At 71.6% G+C, this 25,787-nt stretch carries 16 protein-coding genes and 1 pseudogene; 1 reads left to right on the top strand and 16 read right to left on the bottom strand.

The features are described from left to right. Positions 1 to 10 precede the first annotated feature (10 nt). From ACZ4S3_RS10645 to ACZ4S3_RS10675, 7 genes and pseudogenes are all read right to left on the bottom strand, one after another. Positions 11 to 277, bottom strand: a complete 267-nt coding sequence (locus ACZ4S3_RS10645; RefSeq protein WP_467930038.1) for a MoaD/ThiS family protein — start codon at positions 275 to 277, stop codon at positions 11 to 13. Beyond that, positions 274 to 1,440: an acyl-CoA dehydrogenase family protein gene (locus tag ACZ4S3_RS10650; protein ID WP_467930042.1), complete on the bottom strand. Its 1,167-nt coding sequence runs from the start codon at positions 1,438 to 1,440 to the stop codon at positions 274 to 276. The genes ACZ4S3_RS10645 and ACZ4S3_RS10650 overlap by 4 nt, the downstream gene beginning before the upstream one ends. Then, positions 1,415 to 1,744, bottom strand: a complete 330-nt coding sequence (locus ACZ4S3_RS10655; protein ID WP_467930046.1) for an acyl carrier protein — start codon at positions 1,742 to 1,744, stop codon at positions 1,415 to 1,417. The genes ACZ4S3_RS10650 and ACZ4S3_RS10655 overlap by 26 nt, the downstream gene beginning before the upstream one ends. Continuing rightward, positions 1,704 to 3,425, bottom strand: a complete 1,722-nt coding sequence (locus ACZ4S3_RS10660) for an acyl-CoA dehydrogenase family protein (protein WP_467930051.1) — start codon at positions 3,423 to 3,425, stop codon at positions 1,704 to 1,706. Before ACZ4S3_RS10660 ends, ACZ4S3_RS10655 begins: the two co-directional genes overlap by 41 nt. Continuing rightward, a complete protein-coding gene (locus ACZ4S3_RS10665; protein WP_467930055.1) occupies positions 3,419 to 4,243 on the bottom strand; it encodes an acyl-CoA thioesterase in 825 nt (274 codons plus the stop codon). Before ACZ4S3_RS10665 ends, ACZ4S3_RS10660 begins: the two co-directional genes overlap by 7 nt. A gap of 16 nt (positions 4,244 to 4,259) precedes the next feature. Next, the gene (locus ACZ4S3_RS10670) at positions 4,260 to 5,891 is read right to left on the bottom strand and encodes an AMP-binding protein (RefSeq protein ID WP_467930060.1); all 1,632 of its coding nucleotides are present in this window, start codon (positions 5,889 to 5,891) and stop codon (positions 4,260 to 4,262) included. A gap of 461 nt (positions 5,892 to 6,352) precedes the next feature. After that, positions 6,353 to 7,627: pseudogene (locus ACZ4S3_RS10675) on the bottom strand (AMP-binding protein); the annotation flags it as partial. 415 nt (positions 7,628 to 8,042) lie between these two features. On the opposite strand from ACZ4S3_RS10675, the gene ACZ4S3_RS10680 reads away from it, so the two are divergent. Beyond that, the gene (locus ACZ4S3_RS10680; protein ID WP_467930062.1) at positions 8,043 to 8,855 is read left to right on the top strand and encodes an SDR family NAD(P)-dependent oxidoreductase; all 813 of its coding nucleotides are present in this window, start codon (positions 8,043 to 8,045) and stop codon (positions 8,853 to 8,855) included. A gap of 212 nt (positions 8,856 to 9,067) precedes the next feature. Here the strand turns inward: ACZ4S3_RS10680 and ACZ4S3_RS10685 are convergent, their stop codons facing one another. From ACZ4S3_RS10685 to ACZ4S3_RS10725, 9 genes are all read right to left on the bottom strand, one after another. Beyond that, entirely contained in the window at positions 9,068 to 11,920 is a 2,853-nt protein-coding gene (locus tag ACZ4S3_RS10685; protein ID WP_467930063.1) for a condensation domain-containing protein, read from the bottom strand. Then, positions 11,910 to 13,835: an amino acid adenylation domain-containing protein gene (locus ACZ4S3_RS10690; protein ID WP_467930067.1), complete on the bottom strand. Its 1,926-nt coding sequence runs from the start codon at positions 13,833 to 13,835 to the stop codon at positions 11,910 to 11,912. Before ACZ4S3_RS10690 ends, ACZ4S3_RS10685 begins: the two co-directional genes overlap by 11 nt. Position 13,836: 1 nt before the next feature. Continuing rightward, positions 13,837 to 15,777 (bottom strand): amino acid adenylation domain-containing protein, encoded by a 1,941-nt coding sequence (locus tag ACZ4S3_RS10695; RefSeq protein ID WP_467930069.1) that lies wholly within the window; start codon positions 15,775 to 15,777, stop codon positions 13,837 to 13,839. After that, positions 15,777 to 18,959: a non-ribosomal peptide synthetase gene (locus ACZ4S3_RS10700; protein WP_467930074.1), complete on the bottom strand. Its 3,183-nt coding sequence runs from the start codon at positions 18,957 to 18,959 to the stop codon at positions 15,777 to 15,779. Before ACZ4S3_RS10700 ends, ACZ4S3_RS10695 begins: the two co-directional genes overlap by 1 nt. 141 nt (positions 18,960 to 19,100) lie before the next feature. Next, entirely contained in the window at positions 19,101 to 20,399 is a 1,299-nt protein-coding gene (locus ACZ4S3_RS10705; RefSeq protein ID WP_467930078.1) for a non-ribosomal peptide synthetase, read from the bottom strand. A gap of 121 nt (positions 20,400 to 20,520) precedes the next feature. Beyond that, a complete protein-coding gene (locus tag ACZ4S3_RS10710; RefSeq protein ID WP_467930083.1) occupies positions 20,521 to 21,837 on the bottom strand; it encodes an MFS transporter in 1,317 nt (438 codons plus the stop codon). Between the two features lie 408 nt (positions 21,838 to 22,245). Continuing rightward, entirely contained in the window at positions 22,246 to 23,886 is a 1,641-nt protein-coding gene (locus tag ACZ4S3_RS10715) for a glycoside hydrolase family 13 protein (RefSeq protein ID WP_467930087.1), read from the bottom strand. Between the two features lie 51 nt (positions 23,887 to 23,937). Next, positions 23,938 to 24,771 (bottom strand): carbohydrate ABC transporter permease, encoded by an 834-nt coding sequence (locus ACZ4S3_RS10720; RefSeq protein ID WP_467930092.1) that lies wholly within the window; start codon positions 24,769 to 24,771, stop codon positions 23,938 to 23,940. After that, positions 24,768 to 25,784, bottom strand: a complete 1,017-nt coding sequence (locus tag ACZ4S3_RS10725) for a carbohydrate ABC transporter permease (RefSeq protein WP_467930096.1) — start codon at positions 25,782 to 25,784, stop codon at positions 24,768 to 24,770. The genes ACZ4S3_RS10720 and ACZ4S3_RS10725 overlap by 4 nt, the downstream gene beginning before the upstream one ends. Positions 25,785 to 25,787: the final 3 nt, after the last annotated feature.

Here is a 25,787-nt window from a genome sequence, read left to right on the forward strand (position 1 = left end):
GGGGAGCGGTTCAGCCTCCGGCGATGGCGGTGAGGATCTCCACCTTGTCCCCGTCCCGCAGCGCGAGTTCATCGTCCGGTGAGGGCACCAGTTCGCCGTTGATCACCACCCGGTGGGTCCGGCGCAGCTTGCCGCTGTTGTCGCGCAGTACCTGCCTCAGCTGCGGATGACGGCTCTCCGCCCAGCGCAGTGCCTCCCCGAGTGTCCCGGCAGGGATGGTGAGCACGCGCTCGAAGTCGACGAAGCGCTGCAAGGTACCGCTGAACTGCAACATCATGATGGCGCTTCCTCTCGTGAAGCGGTGTGGCAGGCCGAGATCGAGGTCGTCCCCAGCAGAACTTCGAGGGTGTCTTGAGCGCCGGCGGCCACCACGAGGTCGGTGAAGTCGCGCAGCGCCGTCCCGTAGCGGGGATCCCCGTAGCAGGAATGTCCGCCGAGCACCCGGAACGCCTGGTCCGCGACGTAGCGCACCTGCTCGACCACGAAGTACTTGGCGGCGGTGATGACGGGATCGAAGAGCGGATCGCACCGGCCGGTCTCGGCCCGGTCAAAGGCGCGGTGGAGCATGGCCTGCGCGGCCTGCAGGGCGATGTACATCCGCCCCAGCGCCCCTTGCACGTTGGGCATCTCGCAGAGCGGGCGCCCGTACCGGGTGGTGGAGGCCAAGCGGTGCACGCACCGTTCAAGGAGGGCTCTGGCCCGTCCGAGCGGTCCGCACGCGGCCACGAGGCGGCGTGCGTTGAGGAAGCACTGTGCATGGCCCAGTCCGTCCACCGCGGTGACGAGCCGGTCGGCGGGGATGGGGGTGTGACGGAAGGTCAACGTCCGTGGTCCGTTGGTGCGGTGGCCCACGGACGCGGTGTGCCCGAACTCCACCCCGGGGTCGTCGCGCTCGACGATCAGCGCCTTCATGTCGCCGTCTTCGTCGCGGGCGTAGGTGAGGAAGAAGTCGGCCAGGGCGGCGCCGCTGACATGGGTCTTGTGTCCGGTGAGCAGGTATCCGTCGCTGGTGCCGCGCAGCAGCGTGACCAGCGCGAACGGGTCCGCGTCCTCGGAGTAGGCCAGGGCCGCCAGCGAGGTCCCCTCGACGATCGGGGGCAGATACCGCCGGGCCGGCTCGCTGCGGTCCGCATCCAACAGCGCGGTGGCAATGCCCACTTGCATGCTCACCGTGTAGGGCACCGCATCGTCCTCGCACAGATAGCCGATCTCCTCCAGCACCCGTCCCCAGGCTCGGGGACCGGCGCCTTCTCCGCCGGCTTCGCGGGGCAGTGCGAACGACGTCAGCCCGGTGTCGGCCGCGGCCTTCGCGAACCAACGGGGCAGCGGTTCACCGGCCGCGTACCGCTCGGACACATCCGTGTTCACCCTGGCCAGCAGCGCGCCCCAGCGGTCGCGCACCAGGGCTGCGACGTCATCGTCGTCGGTCCACAGGGGCATCATCACCCACCTTCCCCTCGCCCGTTCGGACCTCGGTTGCCAGGAGACGGGCGAGCTCCCCGAGACCGGACCTGGCGAGTTCGGCGATCGGCACGCGGACTCCCAGGTCCTCCTCGATGATCACCGAGATACCGGCGATGGTCACCGAATCAAAGCCCTGCGCTTCCAGCGATTGTTCGAGTGTGACGTGGTCAGGTGTGGTTCCGAGGCAGCCGGCGAGCAGTGTGCGCAGGTAGACGGCGGCGTGTGTGTGCCGGTCCGCGTCAGCGGACCGCAGCACCGCCGCGGCCGTTGGCCTGTCCATGGCGTTGTCCCTTGATCGGCGGTGGATGAGAGAGCAGCGAGGGCCAGCGACCCTCGCCGCAGGTTCGCGAGAGCCAGTGCACGAGGTCGTCTTCGGGAACGGCGACGGCGGGCTGTGGGGGACTGAGGCCGAGCATCGCCAGCAGCCGGTCCCAGCACGCGGCCAGCCACTGTGGGGCGGCGAGTTCGGGATCCAGCAGCCGGCGGTTGTGCGCCCAGGTGTGTCCGCAGGCGGCGGCCGCGTGCAGGAGGCAGTGCCGGCGCGCCACGGCGAACGCCGCACGGGGTGTTCCGTTCGTCCATGTCAGAGCGTGGATCCGTCGGGCGAGGTCGGCGCGCTCGGCTTCGAAGATCTGGAACCGGCCCTCGAGGCAGGGGCCGCCCCATTCCTGGGTGATCTCGTCCCGGGCGACCGGCCGCAGCCGTAGACCGGTGCGCCCGGGGTGCCACCGAGGCGCCGGTGTCGCAAGGGAGAACAGGCTCGTCAGGTCCAGGACAGTGCCCTGGTCCTTCGCGTGCGGGGCGGCCACGCTTCTCAGTGCGGAGGCGATGAGGTTCAGCTGCACCATGGAGGTGCCGTCCACGATGCCCATCACGGGGATATCGCGCGCGAACTTCTGCAGCATGCCCGAGGCCGTCTGCTCGCGGAGATAGAACCGGGCGCTCAGCACCCGCGCCGCATTCCGTACCGTTCTCTCGCACAGCAGCGGCACCAGGTACTTGGCGACCGAGGACCACAACCGGGCCCGGTCCGCGCTGAGCGTCACCGCGCGGGCGGCCGAGACCGCGACGCACTCCGCCGTCAGCAGATCCAGGCAGGCCGCCGAGAGCAGTTCTCGCACCGGCGGCAGGGCCAGCAGGTCCCGGCCGTACAGTCTCCGCTCGCGTGCCCAGGCGGCCGCGATGCGCAAGGCACCGTCGGCGGTGCCCAGGGCAACCCCACAGGCAAGCACGCGCATGTAGGACGACGCGGTCAGCAGCATCTCCAAGCCGCGTCCGCTGTCGCCGACCTGCGCGGCGGCGGGAATCGCGCAGCGGTCAAAGGCGATCCCGCTCAGGTCGTTGCCGCGCAGGCCGAGCGTGGGCACCTTCGGCAGGTGCCGGAACCGGTCTGCCGGGAGGGAGCGCTTGTCCACGAGGAACAGTCCCAGGCGCTGCCCGCTGCGGGCCAGTACCGTGCAGAACGTTCCCCTGGTGGCGTTGCTGATCAGCCATTTCTCGCCGTCGAGCCGGAACCCGGCCGGTGTGCGGGTTGCCGTCGTCGTGGTGGCGAGCAGATCACTGCCGGCCCGGTCCTCACTGATCGCGATGGCCCCGAACTCGCCGGCGGCCAGTCGCTCCGCCACCAGAGCGCGCTGCGCCGCGGTACCCCACATCCACACCGGAAGGCCGGCGAAGAGGGACGCGGCGTGCCCCACGGCCAGTACGGGGTCGCGGCGGGCCAGCACCCGCAGCAGGCCCAGCAGTTCCTCGAAGCAGGTCAGCCGTCCCCCTTCCCCCTCCGGGATCAAGTGGCGGGACATGCCCCACTGTCCGGCCACCCTGAACGCCTCGTCCGGGCGTTGCTCCCGCTCGTCCAGCGCGATCACGCTGCGGTACGGGACCGGAGCGGCGGGATCGAACGGGTCGCCGAGCGCCGCTTCCAGAGCCGCCGACGACCGGTACGCGGCAGGAATCACCATTGCTCCACCACCACGGCGTGGTCGCTTCCCCGGGATCGCACCACGTGGGCGAAGGCCATGCGTGGGCTGCGGCGCCAGCAGCGGCTGGTCACCTCGCCCCGGTCGAACAGGTAGCAGGGCCTGGTGAGTTGGGCTTCCAGGGTGCGTACGGGATGCTGCAGGCCCGCGCGCAACTGCGGGATGCGCTCTCCGTGGTCAAGGATGAGCCTCTCCCTGCCGGCCGCGGCCAGGGCGACCAGCTCGGTCCAGGCCCACTGGTCGGCCACCTCGCAGGCCCCTCGGTGGATCAAGAACGGCGAGACGGACCGGGCCAGGGGAGGAGCCGCACGCTCCAGGTCCCGACGGAGCCCGGGGACGGGGGAGAGACGGGGTGTCTCAAGGGTCTCGTCCTGGGGGAACCGGCGGAGCAGCTCCGGCCCGAGGGGTGCCGGCCGTGCGGACAGCGCGGGGTCTCCGTCCAGATGGACGGGGACCGTCACCAGGTACACCCGTACCGCCACCGCCGAGGCGTGCTGCGGCCCGGCGCCGATGCAGGTCTCCCACTCCACCTGCCGGCCGCCCTGACGAGTCCGTCCTTCGACCCTGACCTGCAGTTCATCGGTGTCGTCGAAGCGCAGCGGACGCTCGTAGCAGATCCGGACCGACCACACCACCAGACCGGTGCGGTACTCGGCCAGCAGTCTTCGGTAGCTGACCAGATGCTCGCAGAGCCAGCGGGCGACCGCCGTGTTGGCGATGCGGCCCGCCATGACGGGCTGGAGCTGGAGCGGGGTGAACAGACTGGTGTCACACGGCAAGGAGTACCGACAGTCGCGCACCAACGACCTCACATCCTCATTCCTGGAAGGCGCCGAAACGCACGGCGGTCTCCACCGGCAGCCGGCCTTGGACGTAAAGGTCGTGCAGGCGCTTTCGCCGCAGTTTCCCGCTCGAGGTGCGCGGCATGGCACCGGCGACGATGACGACGCCCGCCGATGGGCCGGCACCGTGCCGTTCGACCAGCCTTTGCCTGGCCAGGCGGCACGCCTCCGCCCAACTCCCGAACGACGGACCCTCGTTGCGCCGCCGCTCGACGACGAAGACATATCCGCCCTCGCCGTCCGCGACGGCCGCGCAGCGGTCCTGCCCGACGGCCAGGAGCCCGCTGACGGTCGCCTCCAGATCAGCGGGGTAGAGGTTGCGGCCTACGGTGAGGATCACGTCGTCGGCCCGTCCCACGATGTGCAGCTCGCCGCCCCGAACGGCCGCCAAGTCGTCGGTGACCAGCCAGCCGTCGGCCCGGCGCGGCTCCGCATCGCCGGTGTACCCGGTCATCAGGCAGTCGCCGCGCAGCTCGACCCTGCCCACCTCGCCGGGGACCCGCGCCTGGACACCGGCCACCGGAGGCCCGCAGGAGACCAGCTCGATTCCGGTCCCCGCCGGCTGCCAGCGCAGCTCACCCAGCGCGGCCGGCTCGACGCGCACCGACGTCCAGTGCTGATGCGGAGCCACCAGGCTCACCGCAACCGACGCCTCGGCCATGCCGTAGCCCGGACACAGTGCGGTCTCGTCGAAACCGTACGGTGCCATCGCGGCGGCGAACCGGCGCAGGCTCTCCCCGCGGACCGGTTCCGCGCCGACGACGACAGCCTGCAGCGCACGGAGATCGCAGCCGGACCCGCCGCCGACGCCCATGTATCGCGCCACCAGCTCGAGCGCGAAGTTCGGCGTCCAGGTCACGGTGGCCGACCGCTCGGAACAGGCCCACAACCAGCTGCGGAGGAACCAGTTCGGCGGCATGAGGGTCAGTTCCCGGGCGGCGCAGGGCTGTCCCATTCCGGCCAACGTCGCCAAGGTGGCGGCAACGAGCCCCATGTCGTGCGAGAGCGGACACCACGAACAGCACACCAGACCCTCCGCGGCGCCGCCCAGCCGGTCCAGCAGCGCCAGGACGTTGGCAGCGATCGCCTCAGAGGTCAGATGGACGCCCTTGACCGTGCCGGTACTGCCTGAGGAGAACTGCACCAGGTCGCCTGCGCCGGTGGCCTCCCATCGCCGGCCGTGCCGCGCACACGCGGCGACGTCGACGACATGCCGCGCCAAACCAGCGACCAGGCCGAGGGACTCACCGGGCACGGCGAGAGTGCCGATCTCCATCCGCCGGCAGATGTCCGCCAGGGAGGACCGGTGCTCCGCGGCAGTGACGCCACGGCCCGGCCGGGGGAGCGAGACCGCGGTCAGTCCCGCCCGCCAGGCGCCGAGCAGCGCGGTCAGACAGTCCGGAGAGGCGGCCATCAGCAGGCCGACCGGTTCCCCTGGACGGGCGGCCAGGTCCCGGAAGAAGGCGGCAGCGGCCTCGGAGCGCTGCCACAGGTGCGCAAACGGAATCTGCTGGACCTGCGGGCCCGAGGGCAGGCCGAGGAATCTTGTGGTGCCGGTGCTGGAGGCGGCCGCCTCCAGCAGTTCGGTGAGCGTGTGCTGTGTCATGCTCGGCAGCCCGGTCAAGTCCAGCGGCCCGTACCGACGGGCCGGACATCGGGCAGCAGCCTCTCCCGCAGGCGGACCCGGGCGATTTTCCATGTGCCGGTTCGCGGGAACTCCTCCCAGCGGATGCGGACCGGCGCCGCCAACTCCGGCAGATCTCTGGCCGCTTGCTTCCACTCGTCGGGATCGAGGGGAACGTCACCTGAGGCGCTGTAGACCGGGACGGGCAGCTGCTTCGCAGCCGGCAGGATCACGAGTTCGGTCAGCTGGGGCAGGCGGTCCAGCAGGACGTCCTCCAACTCGATGGCGCTGCCGCCGGCGATCTGGTCGATCTCCCGGTCGATCAGCCGGACCGTCCCCAACCGGTTGATCACACCGAGGTCTCCGGTGTTCCACCACTCCCCGTGACGTTTGTGCTCGTGCCGGTCCTGCTCCCCGATGTACGCCAGACAGCGACCCGGCTGCGAGAACTCGATGAGGCCGACCTTGCCCCGGCGCACCGGGCGCCCGGATTCGGGATCCACGGCCCGGATCTTCCCGTACCCCGGAATCGGCCGGCCGAGATTCTGGTTGACCGGTGGTCGCTTGCCGCGCCGCCGGACCGACCGGCGCGAGTACGGCCGCAGTGCGATCGGGCCGCATTCGGTCTGGCTCCAGGCCTGGATCCACAGCGGTACGCGACGGTCGCTGGCGTCCAGGAAGGTGCGGATGGTGCGGGTGTGGATCGCGTCGAAGGAGTTCAGGAACAGCCGTACGTTGCCGAACGGGCGGACCGGGTCGCGCGCCATGTCCTCCCAGGCAAGGAACATGTTGGGCATGGCTTCCACGACGGTGGGCCGGTGCTCGGTCAGCAGTCGGCGTACCGCCGGCGACGTGGCGTCGGAGAGCATGATCATGCGAAGCCCGATGGTCGCCACGGTGAGCTGATTGGCCATCACCCGCTCGTGCCAGAAAGGGTCGCAGAACGCCCAGGTGTCCCGCGGGTTCATCCACAGCGGCCAGCGCTCGGCCTCGACCAGATCCATGCCGTGTGCCGACGTACCGGAATGCATCACGAGCTTGGGCACACCGGTGGTACCCGAGGTATGGGTCACCCACATCGGCTCGTCCGGCGCCCGCAGCCGCGGGGCCGCCGCGGCCCCGCCCCGCAGGCTCGCCAGGTCCACCAGATCACGGCGGCCTTCGACGTCATCGACGCACACCGTCCGCCGGGTCAGCCGCGCGACGGCGGCGGGGTCGAGAGCGCAGGTCTCGAGGTGGGCCCGGTCGGTGACCAGGAACGGCCGCTCGAGGCGCCCGAGCAGGATGTGGGAGATCGGCGTGCCGCCCACCGGTGGGCCGTACACACCGGACAGCGGTGCGGGGATGGCTCCGATCCGCGCCGCGGCCGACGAGATGACCAGCAGGTCGAAGTGGTTGGCCTTGAGGATGGCCACGCGATCCCACTCGCGCACGCCCAGTTCGTAGAGCCAGGCGGCCGTCTCATCGACCAACGACGCCCACTGCGTGAACGTCCGGGTCGACGAGCCCTGGGGGTCGATGTCGGGCGGCCGGTCGGCGATCAGCAGTTGGGACGGGTTGCGTTGCGCCGCGACGTGCCACACCTCGCCGATGCGCCCGGTGGCCAGGGGGCGGCCACCCAGAAAACGGGGAAGGATCCTTTTCGCACCGCGGGTGGCCGCGTACTCGGTGAGAAACGTGGGCAGCTCTCCGTGCTGCGCCGTCATGTGCGGGGGCATGCCGTCACCTTCTTGTGTAGTTGTCGGTCAGGTCGCGGCGTGGGTCCCGTCCCGAACCATCGCGTGTGCCCGGAGCGCACGCACACGCTTCCCGGCTGTGTTCCGCGCCGGGCGGTGCCCTACCGCACAGGTCTGCGGGGTCTGCTTTCCTCTGTGCGGCATTCCGGAAGTGCGGCTTTTCTCTCCAGCCTGCGTGAAGTGTGTAAAGTGCGTCGGCCGTCCGGCAAGCGGGCGTTCCGGGGAGCGGAACGCGTCCGCGAATGGGCCTTTCTTCAGAGAGCTATAAGCGTTCCGCACAGTGGAACGGGGCTTGCCCGTATCGCCGTCTTCCGCCGACGCTTCGCACAGCCGGTATCTGCAAAGTGCCGCAACTCGCAATCGGACAAGGGAATTCAACGAGACGAAAGGCTGTGCCGTGTCCTCTCGGTTTGATCTCGACGGTAGGAAAGCCTTGGTGACCGGGGCTTCACGCGGCACCGGCCGGGCGATCGCACGTGCCTTCGCCAAGGCGGGCGCCGATGTGGCCGTCCTGGCGCGCAGTACCGACGACCTACGTGAACTCGCCGTCGAGGTGGAGAAGTTCGGCCGGCAGGCCGTGGTGCTGACCTGCGACGTCACCGAAGAGGAACAGATCCATGCCGCTGTCACCGAGGCGATTCGCGCGCTCGGGCCTCTGGACGTCGTCGCCAACGTCGCGGGCGGCACCCCCACCGCGGGCCCCTTTGTGGAGATCCCGGTTGACGCATGGCAGCGAGACATGCGAGTCAACTTCGAATCCGTGCTGCACTTCTGCCGGGCCGTGGGGCCACATCTTCTGCAACGGGGCACCGGATCGGTGATCAACGTTTCCTCGGTGGCCGCGGTGGCCGGTGTTCCCTCCCGTTCGACGATCGCCGTGTCGAAGGCCGCCGTCGTCGCCCTGACGCGGACCCTCGGCGCGGAATGGGCATCAGCCGGTGTCCGGGTCAATGCGATCCTCCCGGGCTGGACCGCGACCGCGGAGACGGCGCAGGTCCGCGAGAACCAAGAGGTGTCCGCCGGACTGATGCACGCTGTCCCGATGCGCCGATGGGGCACTCCCGAGGAGATCGCCGACTCCGCCGTCTACCTGGCCGGCGACGCATCCAGGCTGGTCACCGGCAGCTGCCTCACCATCGACGGCGGTGTATCCGCCTACGTCGGCGGCCCTACGCTGCTCGATCTGCTCGCCCTCGGGCGCCTGGGCTGACCTGCGGTCGCGAAACCCGGTCGCTGACCAGTGTGCCCAGGACCCCGCGGCCCGGACCCCGCCGGTCCAGCACGCGACGACGGCCCAGGCGGTGCACGCCCACGACGACCGCGGCGATCCGCTCGATGTCGGGGTGGGGCGGCGCGGACGGAGGCAGAGCGCCCGATGGCCAGGCAGCCACCGGGCGCCGCGCCCTCGTCACGTCTGGCAGCTCACCGCTCGGACGAGTGGGTCATCGCGGCCAGTACGGAGCGCCGGTCCTCGCCCGGCTGGGGGCGCAGGGACGGGGCCAGACGGTCGGAGTGGTAGTGCCAGCGGTGGTTGAGGTCCGGGTGGACCTCGACCGTTTCGTGGATCTCGCTGTCGCTGCCGAGCAGTTCGGTCAGGTCTGCGGCGAGGTCCCGCCAAGTGACGTGCCCGCTGACGGCGTTGGCGACTCCGTGCACGGGGGACTCCAGGCAGGAGACCACGGCACGGGCCAGGGCCGCGGCGTGCACCCAGGCCGCGCCGAACCAGGCATGGCCATGGGTACCCGGCCGGGGCAGGGCCATCGACCGGCCCTCCCGCGCCGCCTGGTAGAGCAGACCGGTCGCACCCCAGCGCAACTGGTCCCGCAGCCGCTGGTGCGGGCCCCAGACAAGGGGGGAGCGTACGGCGCTCGCCCCACCCCGGCCCTGGGAGCCGGCTGCCTGCAGCAGCAGCCCTTCGCAGTCGAGCTTTCCCTGCCCGTACCCGCTCAGCGGCTGCTGTGGGGCGGACTCCTCCACCACCCACTCGCCGACGGGGTGTCCGTAGGCGTCGACGCTGCTGACGAAGACGAACGGACCGCGCGACCAGGCGCCGACCATCGCCGCCATCGCTGTCACATCGACCTCGGGACGGGTAAAGGTGCAGGCCGCGTGGATGACCGCATCGGCACTGTCGACGGCCTTGCGCAGACCGGCCAGGTCGGTGAGGTCGCCCTCGATGACGTCCACGCCCGCCGCGGCGACCAGGTGCGCGGATTCGGGGCGGGCCAGGGCCAGCACCGGGCGCCCCTGGGCGGCCAGTTCGCGCAGCACGAACGCGCCGACCCCGCCGGTGCCGCCGGTGACCAGGACCGTGCCCTCGCGCGAGCGCCGTGGGCGGGAAGAGGTGGCCGGCGGAGCGGCGGCACGCTCCGCCTCGCGGGCGTCCAGCAGCGCGGTGACCGCGCGCGGTGTACGGGCCTGCATGATGTCCAGGCCGGTCAGCGGCAGTTTCAGCGCCCGGCGCAGCCGCTCGGCGAGCTCGACGGCGATCAGCGAGTGGCCGCCGAGGAGGAAGAAGTCGTCGTCCGGCCGGGGCGGGTGGCCCAGCAGCGCGGTGAAGCCTTCGGTCACGGCGTCGGCGACAGCGCCTTCCGGCGCGGGCGCGGACGGCAGCCCGGGGAGCCGGGCCGGGTCGGCCGCGCCGTCGGCCGTACGCGGCAGCGTGTCCAGCAGGGACACCGCGACGGGTACCAGTTCCGGAGCCAGTGCGGCGCGCAGACGGGAGCGGAGTTCGGCCGGTGAGGGGCCGCCGATCTCGCGCAGTACGGCATACGCCAGCAGGGGGCCGCCGACTGGTTCGAGCACCGCGGCCTCGGCCACCCCGGGGTGCGACCGCAGCAGCGCTTCGGCCGGGTGCCCGCCGGTCTCGCCTTGGGGCGCCGGCGCCGCACCGGGCAACTGGGACAGCCGCAGGCTCGGTTCGTCCGCGACCGCCGTGAGCAGCGCGGCGTAGTGCGCACCGAGATCGGCCGCCGCTTCCTCGTCCAGCGCACTCCGGCCGTACTGGACGAATCCGGCGGGGGCGTCGGTGTCCACCAGGCCGAAGGAGAGGTCGAACTTGGCCTCGCCGGGGCTGACCTCGACGTACTCGCCGACCGTGCCCGGAAGTTGCAGGGTTGTAGGTGCGCCCAGGACATCCGCGGTCACCCGGATCAGCGCCGTCCCGTCCGGGGCGCGGGCGGCGGCGCCGAGCCGCTCCAAGATGAGATCGAAGGGCACGTCGCGGCCCTGCTGGGCGTCGAGCAGCGCCTCCCGGACGCGCTCCACGAGCGCGGTGAAGGACGGATCGCCGTCCGTGTTCACCCGGACCGGGAGGGTGTTGACGCACAGGCCGACCAGACCGCGCATCTCCGCGCCCTCTCGGTGGGTACCGGCGACCCCGATCACCAGGTCGTCCTGGCCGGTGAAGCGGTGCAGGGCGGCGAAGGCGGCGGCGAGTGCCACGGTGAACAGGGTGGCCCGGTGCTGCCGGCCCAGCTCACGGAGGGCGGCCGGCACCCGCGGGTCGAGCGGGGCGGTGTGCGTTCCGGCGGGCCGGGTGCCGGCGTCGGCGGGCGGGTTCGAGGGGCGGGGCAGGCGCAGCGGGGAGATACCTTCGAGGCGGCCTTCCCAGTGGCACAGGCCCTGTTCGAGGCGGTCGGCGGCGGCCTGCTCACGCCGTGCGAAGTCCGCGTACTGCGGGGGTGCCGGCTGCTCGGCTGTGGTGCCGTGGGCGCCGGCCGAGTAGAGCTGGGCAAGTTCCTCGGCGACGGTCTCCAGCGAGGTACCGTCCAGCGCGATGTGATGGAACGTCAGCAGAACGGTGTGGTCCTGCTTCCCGTGCCGCAGGACCAAGGCGCGCGGAACGGGACCGGCGGCCAGGTCGAACGGGCGGCGTGCCTCCTCGGCCAGCAGGGCACGGGAGCCGTCGACGTCCGACTCCACGACGCGCAGCGCGATCGTTTCCGGTGCCGGCAGCACATCCTGGTACGGCTCACCGTCCAGTTGCCCGTACCGGGTACGCAGAATCTCGTGGCGGCCCACCAGCGACGCCAGCGCGGCGGCAAGCGCGTCCAGGTCGAGCGGGCCGCGCAGCCGGGTGGCGAACGGCACGCTGTACGAGGCGCTGCCATGGCCCAGCCGGTCCATCAGCCACATCCGGCGCTGGGCATGCGAGAGCGGCGCGGGCCCGTGGTGGACGGCCTCGGGGGCGGGCGCGGGGCGGGCGGCGCGGGAGCGCGCCCGGCGCAGCAGTTCCTCCTGGAGAGCCGCCGCAGCTGGAGTGTCAGTGGCCATCGGTGTCCTCCGGGGTGCCGGGGCGCAGATCGCTGTGCGCGGCGAGCAGCGCGCGCTCGACCAGCGCGGCGTGTCCCGCCACCGTGGGGGCGGCGAAGAAGTCGGCGAGAGTCAGCTCGACGCCGAGTTCCTCGCGGAGGTCGTCGGTGACGGCGAGCGCCAGCAGGGAGTGACCGCCCAGCGCGAGGAAGTCGGCATCCGCGCGGGCCACTTCACGGCCCAGCGACCGGCTCCAGACTTCGGCGACCGCCTGCTGCAGGGGGCTGAGCGGCCCGGCCGGAGCGCCGGGCCCGTCCGCGACGACGAGGTCCGTCAGTGCGTGGCGGTCGACCTTGCCGGAGGGTGTGAGCGGCAGCGCGTCGACGATCTGCACCTCGTCGGGGACCAGATGGGCGGGCAGGACGGCGGCGAGCCTGTCGCGCAGGACGGTGGGGTGGGGGACCGGACCGGACGGGGCCACGACGAACGCGGCGAGGCGGGCATCATCGGGGGAGGGGCGGTGCACGGTGACGGCCGCGTCCGCCACCTCGGGCTGCTCCCGCAGGGCGTGTTCGATCTCCGCCGGTTCGATCCGGAAGCCGCGGATCTTCACCTGGTCGTCCGTGCGCCCGTGGAAATCGAGGTGCCCGTCCGGACGTAGGGAGGCGAGGTCGCCGGTGCGGTAGAGGCGCCCCAGCTCGGGGTGGTGGACAAAGCGCTCGGCGGTCAGCTGCGGCTGCCCGGTGTAGCCGCGCGCCAGCCGGCTGCCGCCGATCCACAGTTCGCCGCGCTCACCTTCCCGGACCAGCCGGCCGCTGTCGTCGAGGAGATGCACGGTCGCACCGGCGATTGGCCGGCCGATGGGCACCCGGCCGTCACAGTCGCTATCGGTGACGCGGTGGGCCGTGGTGAACGTCGTCGCCTCCGTCGGCCCGTAGCCGTTGACCAGCTCCAGCCAGGGGAAGGCCCGCAGGACCGCGCGGGCATGGTGCGCGGACAGTGCCTCGCCGCCCACGATCACCGTGCGCAGCAGCGAAAAGACCCGGGAGCGGCGGCCGGCGAGCTGGTGAAAGAGCGCGGTGGTGAAGAACGCGACGGTAACGCCCTGGCGTTCCACATGCCGGGCCAGGTCCTCGAACGAGGGCCGTTCGGCGGTGCACACCACCACCGCGGCGCCGTTGGCAAGGGCTCCCCACACCTCGAAGGTAGAGGCGTCGAAGGTCATCGGCGAGTGGAAGAGCACCCGGTCGCGGGCGGTCAGGGTGAGATACGCCGGATCGGAGACCAACTCGGCGATCGCGCTGTGCGGCACGGCCACGCCCTTGGGGCGGCCGGTGGAGCCCGAGGTGAACATGATGAACGCTGGTGTGTCCGGGCCTGGTTCGGCCGCCGGGATGTGGTCGCCGCTCACCAGCAGCTCGTCGGGCAGCGCAAGGGTGGCGCCGGCGAGTGCCGCGGATTCGAGGAGTTTGCTGTCGCCGACGGTCAGTGTCGCGCCCGCGTCGGTGGCCAGGGCCTCGGAGCGGGAGCGAGGATGCGCGGGATCGAGCGGCACACACACGGCGCCCGCCCACCACAGCGCGAGCTGGGCGACGACCGTCCGGGCACAGCGGGGCATCAGCAGCGCCACGGAGTCACCCGGGCCGACGCCGTGCTCACGCAGATGGGCGGCGAGAGCGCGGGCCGACGAGACGAGCTGTGCGTAAGTGAGGGTGGTGTCGCCGTCCGCCACGGCCAGGGCGTGCGGGGTCCGTGCGGCGTGCCATGCCACGAGGGCCGCCGGACCGGCTGCGGGCGCGGGCCGTCCGGTCGTCGGGACGGGCGCGGTGCGATCACCCGACGGGGTATGCGCGTGCGACGGGTTGCCTTCGGTGGGCACGGGGCTTTCCTTCCGGGTGTCGGGGGAGGACGGGGGCGCGGGGGTGTGAGTGGTCATCTCAGGCTCCTGCCGGTTGCCGGGAGGCGCGGCGCTGGTCGATGAGCAGGGCCACGGCACGCAGGTCCGGCCGGCGGAGCAGCTCGGAGGCGCGCAGCCGTACACCGCTCTCCTTCTCGATGGCGGCCAGCAGCCGGGCGGCGAGGAGGGAGGTGCCGCCGGCCTCGGTGAAGTTCTCCGCCAGGGAGGTCTCGGGCCGGTCGAGCAGGTCGCGTACGGCGCTCAGCACGAGCTGCTCACCGGGGGTGGCGCCGGCGGACTGTCCGCTGTCCGGGCCGGTGCCGCCGCGAGATGCGCCGGAGTCGGCCGCCCGCCGGGTCAGCTCGGCGCGGTCCACCTTGCCGTTGGCGTCCAGGGGGAAGGAGCCCACGATCCGTACATCCGAGGGGACGGCCTGCTCGGGCAGCCAGGCCCGTAGGGCCGACAGCAGAGCGTCCGCCGTGAGCCCGGCATCGGCGGCCGTCCGTACGTACGCCACGAGGCGGGCGCGGCCGTCGGCGGCGCGCGGCGCCGTGACCACGGCGCTCAGCACCGCCGGGTCCTTCTCGAACGCGGCCTCCACCTCGGCCGGTTCGATCCGGACACCGCTGATCTTGACCTGGTCGTCGAGGCGGCCGAGGAATTCCAGCCGCCCGTCGGCCGGCATCCGCACCCGGTCTCCGGTGCGGTACAAACGCTCCACTCCCGGCAGATCGAGGCCCTCGGGAACAGCGGTGAAGCGGCGCGCGGTCAGCTCGGAATCCAGATAGCCGAGCGCCAGACCGCTTCCACCGATGAGAAGTTCGCCCTCCGCACCGCGCTCGACGGGCCGGCCGTCCGCGTCGGCGACGATCACGGTCACCCCCGGTATGGGGTGGCCGATCGGGGGCGCGCAGTCCGTGCCCGCCGCACTGTCCGTGCGGTGCATGGCGTACGTGGTGGTGACCACGGTGGCCTCGGCCGGCCCGTAGGCGTTGTGGACGGTGGCGGTCACATCCGGCCCGGGTCGGCGGCGCATCCGGTCACCGCCGACCATCAGATGACGCAGCCTCAGGCCCTGGGGCCAGGGCCGGTCCAGCAGCGGCTCGATCATGGGGGTCGCCGCGACCCCCACCGACACCCCGGCCTCGCGCCACCAGTCGGTCAGCACCGTGGAGTCCCAGCGGACCTGGTCCGGGGCGGGCACCAGAGCCGCTCCGGACGTCAGCCCGGCCCACAGCTCCATCAGATGGGGGTCGAACGCGGCGCCGATCAGCAGGGACTGCCGGTCACCGGGGGCGAGACCGGTCGTGGCGCGGTACCAGTCGAGGAGTCTGCCGAGCGCGGGCTCGCCGACGGCCACCGCCTTGGGGCGGCCGGTGGAGCCGGAGGTCAGCACGGCGTAGAGCGCTTCGGCGGGCGCGGAATGTGCGGTGGCACCGGGCGCGGCGAACGCCGCCACGACTGTGGCGGTGGCATTGGCCCCCTCGCTGGGCAGCGCCAGCTTCATCCGGTCGGCCGTCCGGTGCCGGGGCGGCAGGCTCCCGGGATCGCCGATCAGACAGACGACATTCAGATCCTCGGTGACGGCATCGGTGCGGCGCTCACCGGGGCGGGGCCCCAGCGGCAGATATACAGCGCCGATCCTGGCGAGAGCGACGGCGGTCACCACGAGTGCGGCCGACCGGTCGAGGCAGACGCCGACCAGGTCACCGGGCCGTACCCGGTCGCGCAGTGCCTGGGCGACCTCGGCGGCGGCGGTGCCGATCTGCCGGTAGGTCCAGCTGTGGGTCCCGTCGATCACCGCGGGTGCCTCCGGGGAGCGCCGGGTCCACTCCTCGAAGCGGGCGAGCACTCCGGTCGCGCCGTCGGTGGCGGGGGAGGCGCCACGGGCGATGCTGAGCGCGCCGGGGTGCGGGGTGTGCCGTTCGGTGCCGAAGGTGGTCGTCGGGGCCGCCGTCCGGGCGGTCATCGGCTGGGTCATCAGGACTCCGTCACGGTGGTCGAAGCGGCGGCAACGGGGGTGGCGGTGCCGACGGCGGCGAGCGCGGCGGCCTGGTCGGTCAGCACCGGGTTCTGGAAGAGCAGCCGCAGCGGCGGACGCTGTCCCAGCCGGGGTTCCAGCCAGGAGGCCAGCTGTGCGGCGAGCAGCGAGTGGCCACCGGACCGGAAGAAGTCCGAGGACACATCAAAGCGGCTGTGGCCCAGAGCCTCGCGCCAGCCCTCGGCGAGCAGCGCCGTCATCGGATCGTTCGGCTCCGGCGGCTGTCCGCTGCCGGGCTGCTCGGCGGGGGCCGCCGGCTCCAGTGCGGCGGCGCTGCGGGTGAGCGCGGTACGGTCCGGTTTGCCGCCGGCCAGCCTCGGCATGACGTCGAGCCGGACCCAGCGCCCCGGTACGAGGGCACCAGGCAGCCGTCGGCTGAGCTCCGTGTGCAACGCCTGCTCGTCCCACGGCTCTTCCTCGTCCGCGCTCTCCAGGAAGCCGACCAGCTGCGGCCCGCCCGGGGCCTCGCGGTCCAGGACGACCGCGCAGGACCGGCCGCCGAGCGCAGCAGAGGCGGCCGCCTCCACCTCTTCCAGTTCGATGCGGTAGCCCCGCAGTTTGACCTGGTTGTCCAGACGCCCCAGGAAATACAGCAGCCCGTCGCGGCCACGGTAGCCACGGTCGCCCGTGAGGTAGACCCGCTCACCGCCGAGGGCCTCAATACAGCGGAACCGTGCGGCGGTGGTCTCAGGGTCAGCGACATAGCCCTCGGCCAACCCGGCCCCGGCGATGGCCAGTTCACCGACTGCACCGTCCGGCAGCGGCCGGTGGTGCGCGTCCAGGACATGGACCCGTTCGCCGGGCAGCTCGGTGCCGAGCGGAATCTCCGCCCCCTCGGCGAGGCCGTCCCGGGTGATCTCGTGGACGGTGGAGCTGATGGCGGCTTCGGTGACACCGTAGACATTGAGCACGGTGCTGTCGGTGTCGGCCAGGAACACGCGCAGCACATCCGCCGGGAGGCGTTCACCGCCGAGCACCAGCAGCCGAGGTGCCCACTGGCCGTCCCGGAGCGCGGAGCACATCTCCTGACGGGTGGCCAGGAAGTAACTGGTGGGCAGATTGGCCACGGTGACCCGGGCGGCGACCAGCAGTTCGGCCAGCTCGGCGCCGGTCGGTACCTCGCGCTCGGGGACGACAAGGCACGCCCCGGCGTACAGCGACGGCAGTGCCTCTTCGAGGGCCACGTCGAACGACGGCTGGGCGAACAGCAGCACCCGGTCACCCGGGCCCAGGCCGAACCGGCCGGCCGCTCCGGTCAGATGGTTCTCCAGCGCCGCGCGGCCGACGGCCACGGGCTTGGGTATGCCCGTCGAGCCGGAGGTGTGAATGATGTACGCCGCACCGGGCACGGCCTCGGCCACCCGCGCCGGCGGCAGGACCGGAGCGTCGATCGTGGCCGACGGCAGCCCGTGGGGAACGGGAACGGCGGCGTCCGCCGAGGTCAGGACCAGTGCCGGACCCAGTCGGCCCAGCAGCAGTTCCAGCCGGGCCGGCGGATCGGACGGCGAGAGCGGGCAGTACACCGCCCGGGTCCGCAGGCAGGCCAGCAGCGCCACGACCGAATCGGCACCGCGGGGCAGCACGGCGGCCACCGGCTGACCGGCGGTCACACCCGCCGCCAGCATCCGCTGCGCGAGCGAGGCGACCCGGTCCTCGAGATCGCCGTAGGTGATCCGGCGGGCGCCGACGAGCAGCGCGGGCAGCGAGCGGTCGTGGGCGGTGGCGGGGTCGAGCGGGTCGTGGTGCGGCGCCTGCGGAGCGGCGGCCGGGAGGGCCGGCGGTGCCGGCGGGGGTGCCAGGTCCGCGAGGGCGGTTCCGGGCGCGTCGAGATACGCCCGCAGCAGATCGAGGAACCGCCCGGCGAGCAGCTTCGCCACGTCCTCGCCGAACATATCGGCGTCGTAGTCCCAGACCAGCGTCATCCCTGGCGCGCCGTGCCGGGGACCGACGCCGCGGCGGTCGTCCGGCAGCAGCACCACGTCCAGGTCGAACCGTGTGGTGCCGGTGTTGAAGCCCTCGAACAGGGTGATGTCCAGGCCGGGGACCTCGACTTCTGGCAGTTCGGCGTCGTGAGCGCTGAACATGACACTGAACAACGGGTTGTCCGCACCCGAGGTGTGCAGGCCGAGCGCGCGGGTCAGCTCCTGGATCGGCACCTCCTGGTGCGGCAGAGCGCGGATGAGGGTGTCGGTCACCTCGTCCATGGAGTCCTCGGCCGGGGCGACCGGGTCCAGCCGCAGGGGGAGCGGGATGGTGTTGACGAACATGCCCACGGCGTCCTCGAAACCGCGCGGGCGGTTGCCGACCGCGGTGCCGATCACCATCTGCGAGCGGCCGCTGTGCCGGCGCAGCAGCTCGGCGAAGAGCCCGAGGAGTGTGGCGAACGGCGTCAGACCGCGCGAACGGGTGTGGGCACGGAGGCGTTCCGCCAGATCCGCGCCGATCGACTGACGCAGCTGGCCGCCGTGGTGCCGGCGCCGGGATCCGGGCCGGGCCAGACCGGGCAGCGGCATGTCGTAGGACATCTCGCGCAGTTCACCGGCCCAGAACTCCAGCCCGTCCCGCCGCTCCGCGGTCGCTTCGTCCCGGGACCGGGCACGGACATGGTCGGCGTACGAGGGAGCGGGCGGCAGCTCCACCGGCTCGCCCAGGACGCGGCCCCGGTAGACGGTGAATACATCCCGCAGCAGGATCGCGAACGAGTGACCGTCGTGGATCAGATGGTGTTCGACATGGATGAGCCGGTGCCGGTCGTCCGCCAGCCGTACCAGCGTCCAGCGCAGCAGCGGTGCCTCGTAGGTGTCGAGCGGGGTCTCCGCCTCGGTGCGCAGCAGCTCCTGGAACGCGGTCTCCGGGTCCGCAGCCCCGCCCAGGTCCACCGTGCGCAGCCGCGGCGTGCAGGCATCGGTTACCCGCTGTCCCGGCATCGCCCCGGCGACGGCGACGAGTTCCAGCCGCAGACCGGCGTGCCGGTCGAGGGCGGCGGTGAGTCCGTGGCGCAGCGCCTCGGCGTCGAGCGTGCCCCACAGGTCGAGTGCGGCGGTGAAGTTGTATGCGCGACTGCCCGGTTGCACCTGTTCGTGCAGCCAGACGATCTCCTGCGAAGAGGAGAGCGGAAGCATGGGCGATCCCTGAGGTCGTCGGGTCGGGTTCTCCGGCCAGGGCTTGGTCGTGCCCGGCCTGGGGGGCGCAGACCGGCCGCGGATCGCGCGGCAGGTCTGGCGGTATCGGCTGGTGAATGAGGGGCGGGGCCCCGGGGCAGGTCAGCCGGCTGTCGGCGCCGGGGTGCGCAGTGCGTCGGTGAGCGCGGTGAAGGCGCTCTCGGCGGTGCGATCGGGCAGGATCGCGCGGTCCCACACCATGCGCAGCCGCAACTCGTCGGGGCCCTGGGTGACGGAGACCGCGAAGGGGCCGCGGACCGCTCTGCCGCCGATATGAATCTCCCGGCCGGTCACGCCGCCCAGGCGGAGCGGGGGTTGGCGCCGGGTGTCGTCCACGGTCAGCATGCCGTCGAGCCGGCCGGTCCAGCCGGAGCCGGCCGCGCGGGCGGCGTGCACCACGGCGTCGAAGGGGGTAGCGGCATGGTCCAGGTCGTCCCACCAGGCGCCCGCCGTCGCGGATGCGGCGGGTTCGTCTCCTGTCGCGGTCGGGAAGACCACGGTGTTGAGGAAGCAGCCGAGCACCGGTGCGGCGCCGGCCGGCCGGCCACCCCACGGGTAGCTGAGCGGCACCACATGGCCCGCTCCGTACAGCACCGCTGCCGCCGCCCGGCAGGCGTTGAGCAACTCGGGGAAGGGCACACCGCCGGGGGGCGCGGGCATCCGCAGCGCGGCCGAGCCGCTCGGCAGCGTACCGCGGGAGAGAGGTTCCGGCCGTGGCGCAGCGGCCTGTTCGCGTACCGCGCGCAGCCGTTCGCCCCAGTACGCCATGGACGTCGGTGTGCCCGCGAGCTCCTCCACGTCGAGCTGCCGCAGCACGGCATCACGGTAGGCGGCCAGCTCGGCCGCGACATCGGCGGGAGAGAGATCGTGGTCGCCGGGACTTTCGTCGTAGCCGGCGCCGAGTTCCCCGATGATCCGGGCCAGCGACTGGCCGTCGCACACGCTGTGGTCCAGTACGACGGCGAGCACCTCCTCCGCACCCTCGGGACCGTCCGGCACCAGGAACAGCCGCAGCGGCGAGCCCTGCGGGGCCCAGTGACCCAGGGCGCGACGCAGCACGATGGCCGCGTCCTCGCCGGGCGCGCAGCCCATCCGGGTTACGGGTACCCGCGGCTGCTCCAGGCGGAGTACGGGTGTGCCGCGCAGCACGGTGGGGCGGGCACGCAGCACAGGGTGCAGGGCGGCGAGACGGTTCGCGGCTGCCGTGAGGCGTACGGGATCCACCGTGCCGCGCGGAAGGGCAAAGAACATCGGTACGAGATCCGGCCGCCCGGCGGGGTCCATGGCACGCACCAGCGCAAAGCGACGCTGGGCGCCCGTGACGGGCAGCAGGACCGGGGCCTCGTCACCGGTGTCGAGTCGCCGGTAGCGGGCCAGGTACTGGCTCGTGATGCTGAGCACGTGATCCTCTTGTCGTGACTGACACGTTTGTCGTGACGGACACACATCGCCGGAGGTGATGCGGGGTGGGAAGGCCAGATGGGGGAGAGGGACGGGCGAGGCCGGATGCGGCGGTCGGCCGTCAGCCGAGGGACGCGGGCTCGGCCCGGTTCGCGGAGCCGGCCCGAGCGGCAGCCGTGTCCTCGTCCGCGCCGGTGACCGGCAGTTCACGCATCCGGCGCAGCGGGGAGAGCAGCAGCGGCAGCGGCACGACCAGGAATCCGGCCGCGCACCATGTCAGCGCCGTGCGGGCGCCGAAGGCGTCGGCCAGCGCACCGCCGGCCAGGGCACCGAGCGGCAGGGTGCCCCACATCAAGAACCGCAGGGTGGCGTTCATCCGGCCGAGGAGCCGGGACGGGCACAGCGCCTGACGGAAGCTCACCTGGGCGACGTTGTAGACGACGGCACCGAAGGAGACCACGCCGGAGCCGACCGCGAACAGTGCGGCGCCGGCGCCGCGTCCGGAGAGCGGCCACAGCAGCGCGAACGGGCCGGTGGCCAGCGCGGACAGCCAGATGATCCTGGCCTGGCCGAACCGGGCGGCGAGCCGGCCGGCGCACAGTGCGCCGGCGAGCCCGCCCACCGCCGAGGCGGCCAGGACGAGGCCGACCACTCCGGGCGCGAGCCCGAGCACCCGGACCAGGAAGACGGTCTGAGTGGCCATCAGCGTCGCGGTGAAGAAGTTCGCCAGTCCGGCCGTCGCCGCGATCACCCGCAACAGGGGGTGCCCGAACACGAACCGCAGCCCCTCCCCGATGTCCTGGCGCAGGGATGAACCCGCAGTGCGCTGCGGGCGGCTCTCGGGCTGCTTGATGCCCCACAGGAACAGTGCGGAGAGCGCATATCCGGCCGCGTCGGCGACGATGGCCAGGGGAGCCCCGAGCAGCTGGACGAGACCGCCACCGAGCCCGGGGCCCGCTACCTGCGCGGAGGAACGGATGGTCTCCAGCGCTCCGTTGCCCGAGACCAGATGAGCCTTGGGCAGCAGCTGGGGCAGGAAACTCTGGTGGGCCACGTCGAAGAAGACGGTCGCCACGCCGGTGACCAGGGCGACGACGTACAGCTGTGCCATTGTCAGCACATCGGCGACGGCGGCCAGGGGGATGCTCGCCATCGCCACGGCCCGTACCGCATCGGCCCGGATCATCAGTGGCAGCTTGCGCATCCGGTCGACCCAGGCTCCGGCCGGCAGTCCGACCAGGAGGAAGGCGGCGGTCTCTGCGGCCGTGAGCAACCCCACCTGGAAGGCGGGGGCGTTGAGCTCGAGTACCGCGACGAGGGGCAGGGCGACCAGGGTGACCTGGGCGCCGAGTTGTCCGGCCGCGGCGCCGGCGAGCAGGAGACGGAAGTCGCGGATGCGCAGTGGGCCGCTGGCCGCGGGTCGGGGTGTGGCGGGCATGCGAACGACCATCGCTGAACGGCCGATCAGTGGTCAAAAGCCAATGCACACTTTCAGTCGCCTTTCTTCACCGTTTGCACACTGTCACAGGAAATTTTTCGGCAGATCCTGGCAACTACCGGATGACCGCGACATGCTGCACCCCCTTGCGGGCGGGGGGTCCCGTGGAGACCGCAGGTCGAGACCGGGCGATCATGCGCTGAGCGTTACGTGCCGGACTTCGACCGAAAACAGTCACCGATGTCCCCTTATTAACCGAAGCGATGCGTTCATTCGCTATGGCATCCGCTCCGACACCACAGCTTGGACGTCCGAGAGCTGCCTCGCCGCGTGCGCAGGCCCCCGTGGGCGACCGACCGGCCCGGAGCGGTCGATCGCCCACGTGCGGCGGTTGGCGCTGTTACGCCGTTACAGTGCCAACCAGACCGCCTCGTCCGCCCCCAGCCGGCCGTCCTCGATGTGCCCGCTCGCCAGCAGCACCGCGTCGTGTTCCGGGAGTTGGTACGGCTCGGAGGAGAGGTTGACGACGCAGGCGAAGCCCGGGTCGCGGGTGAAGGCGAGCACTCCGGCCGGTGAGTCCAGCCAGGTCAGGCTGGAGTCGCCGAGCGCGGCATGGTCCCGGCGCAGGTGCAGGGCGCGGCGGTAGAGCTCCAGCATGGACGTCTCGTCGCCGGTCTGCGCCTCGACGCTGCGGGTGTGCCAGTCCGCCGGCTGGGGCAGCCAGGGCGCGCCGGTGGCGTCGTCGGGGCTGAAGCCGAACGGTGCCTTCCGCCCGGACCACGGGATCGGGACACGGCAGCCGTCCCGGCCCGGGTCGGTGCGTCCCGAGCGCTCCCAGATGGGGTCCTGCAACACGTCCTCGGGCAGGTCCTCGACCTCCGGGAGGCCGAGTTCCTCGCCCTGGTACACGTATGCGCCGCCGGGGAGGGAGAGCATCAGCAGGGCGGCGGCGCGGGCGCGCCGGGTGCCGAGTTCGAGGTCGAGGGGCCCTTCGGGCCGGTAGGGCGTATTGGCGGTCCACTTCTTGACCACCGTGCGGCCGAAGCGGCTGGGGTGGCGTACGACGTCGTGGTTGGAGAGCACCCAGGTGGCGGGGGCACCGACGGAGCCGAGGGTGGCGAGCGAACTGTCGATGACCTCGCGCAGCGCCCTGGGATCCCAACTGGTCATCAGGAAGTCGAAGTTGAAGGCGGTGTGCAGGCCGTCCCGCCGTACGTAGCGGGCGAGCCGCTCGGGGCTGGGCGCCCAGGCTTCGGCGACGAACTTGCGGTCGCCGGGGAACTCGTCGGCCACCCGGCGCCATGCACGGTAGATCTCATGCACCTCATCGCGGTCCCAGTGCGGGTGGTCGACCGGCACCTGGGGCTCCGGGGCGCCCGGGTCCGGGAGGGGTGGCAGGTCGGGCAGTTCGGGGTGCTTGATCAGGCCGTGGGCCACATCGATACGGAAACCGTCGACGCCCCGGCTGAACCAGAACCGCAGAATGTCCTCGAACTCGGCGCGTACCTCCGGACTCTCCCAGTTGAGGTCGGGCTGCTCGGGGGCGAACAGATGCAGATACCACTGTCCGTCGGGCAGCCGCTCCCAGGCCGGGCCGCCGAAGACGGACTTCCAGTCGTTGGGCGGCTCGGCGCCGTCGGGGCCGCGTCCGTCCCGGAAGATGTAGCGCGCGCGCTCAGGGCTGCCGGGCCCGGCAGCGAGCGCGGCCTGGAACCATGCGTGCTGGTCGGAGGTGTGGTTGGGCACGATGTCGGGGATGACGCGGATGCCGTACCGATGCGCCTCCTCGATGAGCGCCTCGGCCTCCGCGACGCTGCCGAACAGCGGGTCGATCTCCCGGAAGTCCGCCACGTCATATCCGTGGTCGGCCATCGGTGACGTGTACCACGGGTTGATCCAAATGGCGTCGATACCAAGGGACTTGAGATACGGAAGGCGCGAGCGGATGCCTGCGATGTCACCGATCCCGTCGCCGTTCGCGTCGGCGAAGCTGCGGATGTAGACCTGGTAGATGACGGCGCTGCGCCACCAGGGTGCGGTGCTGGGCATGGTCGTGCGTACTCCTTACGGCAAGGGGCGCGGTAAAGGGAAAGGGGCGGGCTACTTCGCCGCGCCGGCGGTGAGGCCGGCGACGATCCGGCGCTGGAAGATCAGCACCATGATCACGAGCGGGATGGTGACGAGGACGCCGGCCGCCATCTGGCTGCCGAACGGCGTCTCGAACTGCGTGGCCCCGGAGAACTTGGAGATCGCCACCGGCGCGGTCTGCATTCCCGCTTTGTTCGTCATCGACAAGGCGATCAGAAACTCGTTCCAGGCCGCGATGAAGGTGATGATCGCGGTGGTGAACATGCCGGGTGCGGCCAGCGGGATGATGACCTTGCGGAACGCCTGGCCGCGGGTGCAGCCGTCGACCATGGCCGCATGCTCCAGCTCGTGGGGCATCTGCCGGAAGAACGCGGTGAGGTTCCAGACCGCGAGCGGCAGAGTGAAGGACATGCTGGGCACGATCATCGCCTGGTAGGTGTTGATCCAGCCGAAGTCGACGAACATCTTCAGCAGCGGGACCGTGATCGACACGACCGGGAACATCGAGGTGGCGATGATCAGGGTGAGCACCAGCCGTTTGAGCCGGAATTCCAGCCGGGCCATCGCGTAGGCGGTGAAGGTGGCGAGGATCAGTGCCAGGACGGTGGTGATGCCGGCCACGACGACACTGTTGAGCAGGGCACGGGTGAAGGACTGGGAGGGGTCGAGGGCCGCGAGGTAGTTCTCGAAGGAAATCCGGGTGGGGAACGGCGAGTTGTCGAAGATGTCGGACGTACGGCGCAGACTGGAGACCAGCATCCAGTAGAACGGTGCGAGGCAGTAGGCGACGACCGCGGCGACTCCCGCGTACAGCAGCCACTTGCGCCAGCTCAGCCAGTTCGTCATGCCGAGACCTCCGTACGCCGGCGCGGCAGCCACCGGCCGCGCTTCGGGCCCGCATCGTCGTCCCCGACGACATTGGCACCGAGCAGCCCGACGAAGGCCAGCGCGATCAGGAAGACATAGATGAAGAGGATCACCGCATAGGCCGCGGCGGGTCCGAACCGTACGTTCGCGGCCTGGTCCTGGGCGAGCATCGACAGCGTCTCCACCGACGTCTTCTGCGCGCCGATGAGGATGTACGGCAGGTCGAACATGCGCAGCGCATCGAGCGTCCGGAAGAGCACGGCCACCAGCAGGGCGGGCTTCACCAGGGGAAGAGTGAGGTGCCAGAACTGCCGCAGGGCGCTTGCCCCGTCGAGCCTGGCCGCCTCGTAGACCGATTTGTCGATCACCTGGAGACCGGCCAGCACCAGCAGCCCGATGAACGGCGCGGTCTTCCATACGTCGGCGATGATGACCGCGACCTTGGCGTGGAAGCCCTCGGTCGTCCACAGCACATGCCGGCCGGTGAGGGCGTTGGCGATGCCGTCGCTGTTGAAGATCCAGCGCCACAGCAGACCGCTGACGGCGGTGGGTACCGCCCACGGCACCAGGATGCCGGCCCGTACCAAGGCCCGACCCCGGAACGCGCGGTGCATGACCAGCGCCATCGCCACCCCGATCACGGTTTCCAGCGCGACCGTGGTGACGGTGAGGAAGGTGGTGTTCCAGAAGGCATTCCAGAACCGGGCGCCCGCATCGCCGAAGATCGCCGTGTAGTTCTCGGCTCCCACGAACGGATCGGTATCCCGGACGAATCCGGTCTTGGGGTCGAGTCCGGGGGTGCCGAACAGCGAGTCCTTGAGGGCCACGATCGTCGGGTAGAGGACCACGATCGTCAGCACCAGCAGCGTCGGGGATACCAGCAGGGCCGCGAGTCGCCCGGACCCGGGGGTCGCCTTGCGCTGCCGTCTCGGGGACTTGGCCGGTACGGACAGCGGTGCCCGCGGCGCCGCCGTGGTGTCTGTTGTCGCCATGAC

Source organism: Streptomyces sp. NPDC028368, from assembly GCF_055565615.1.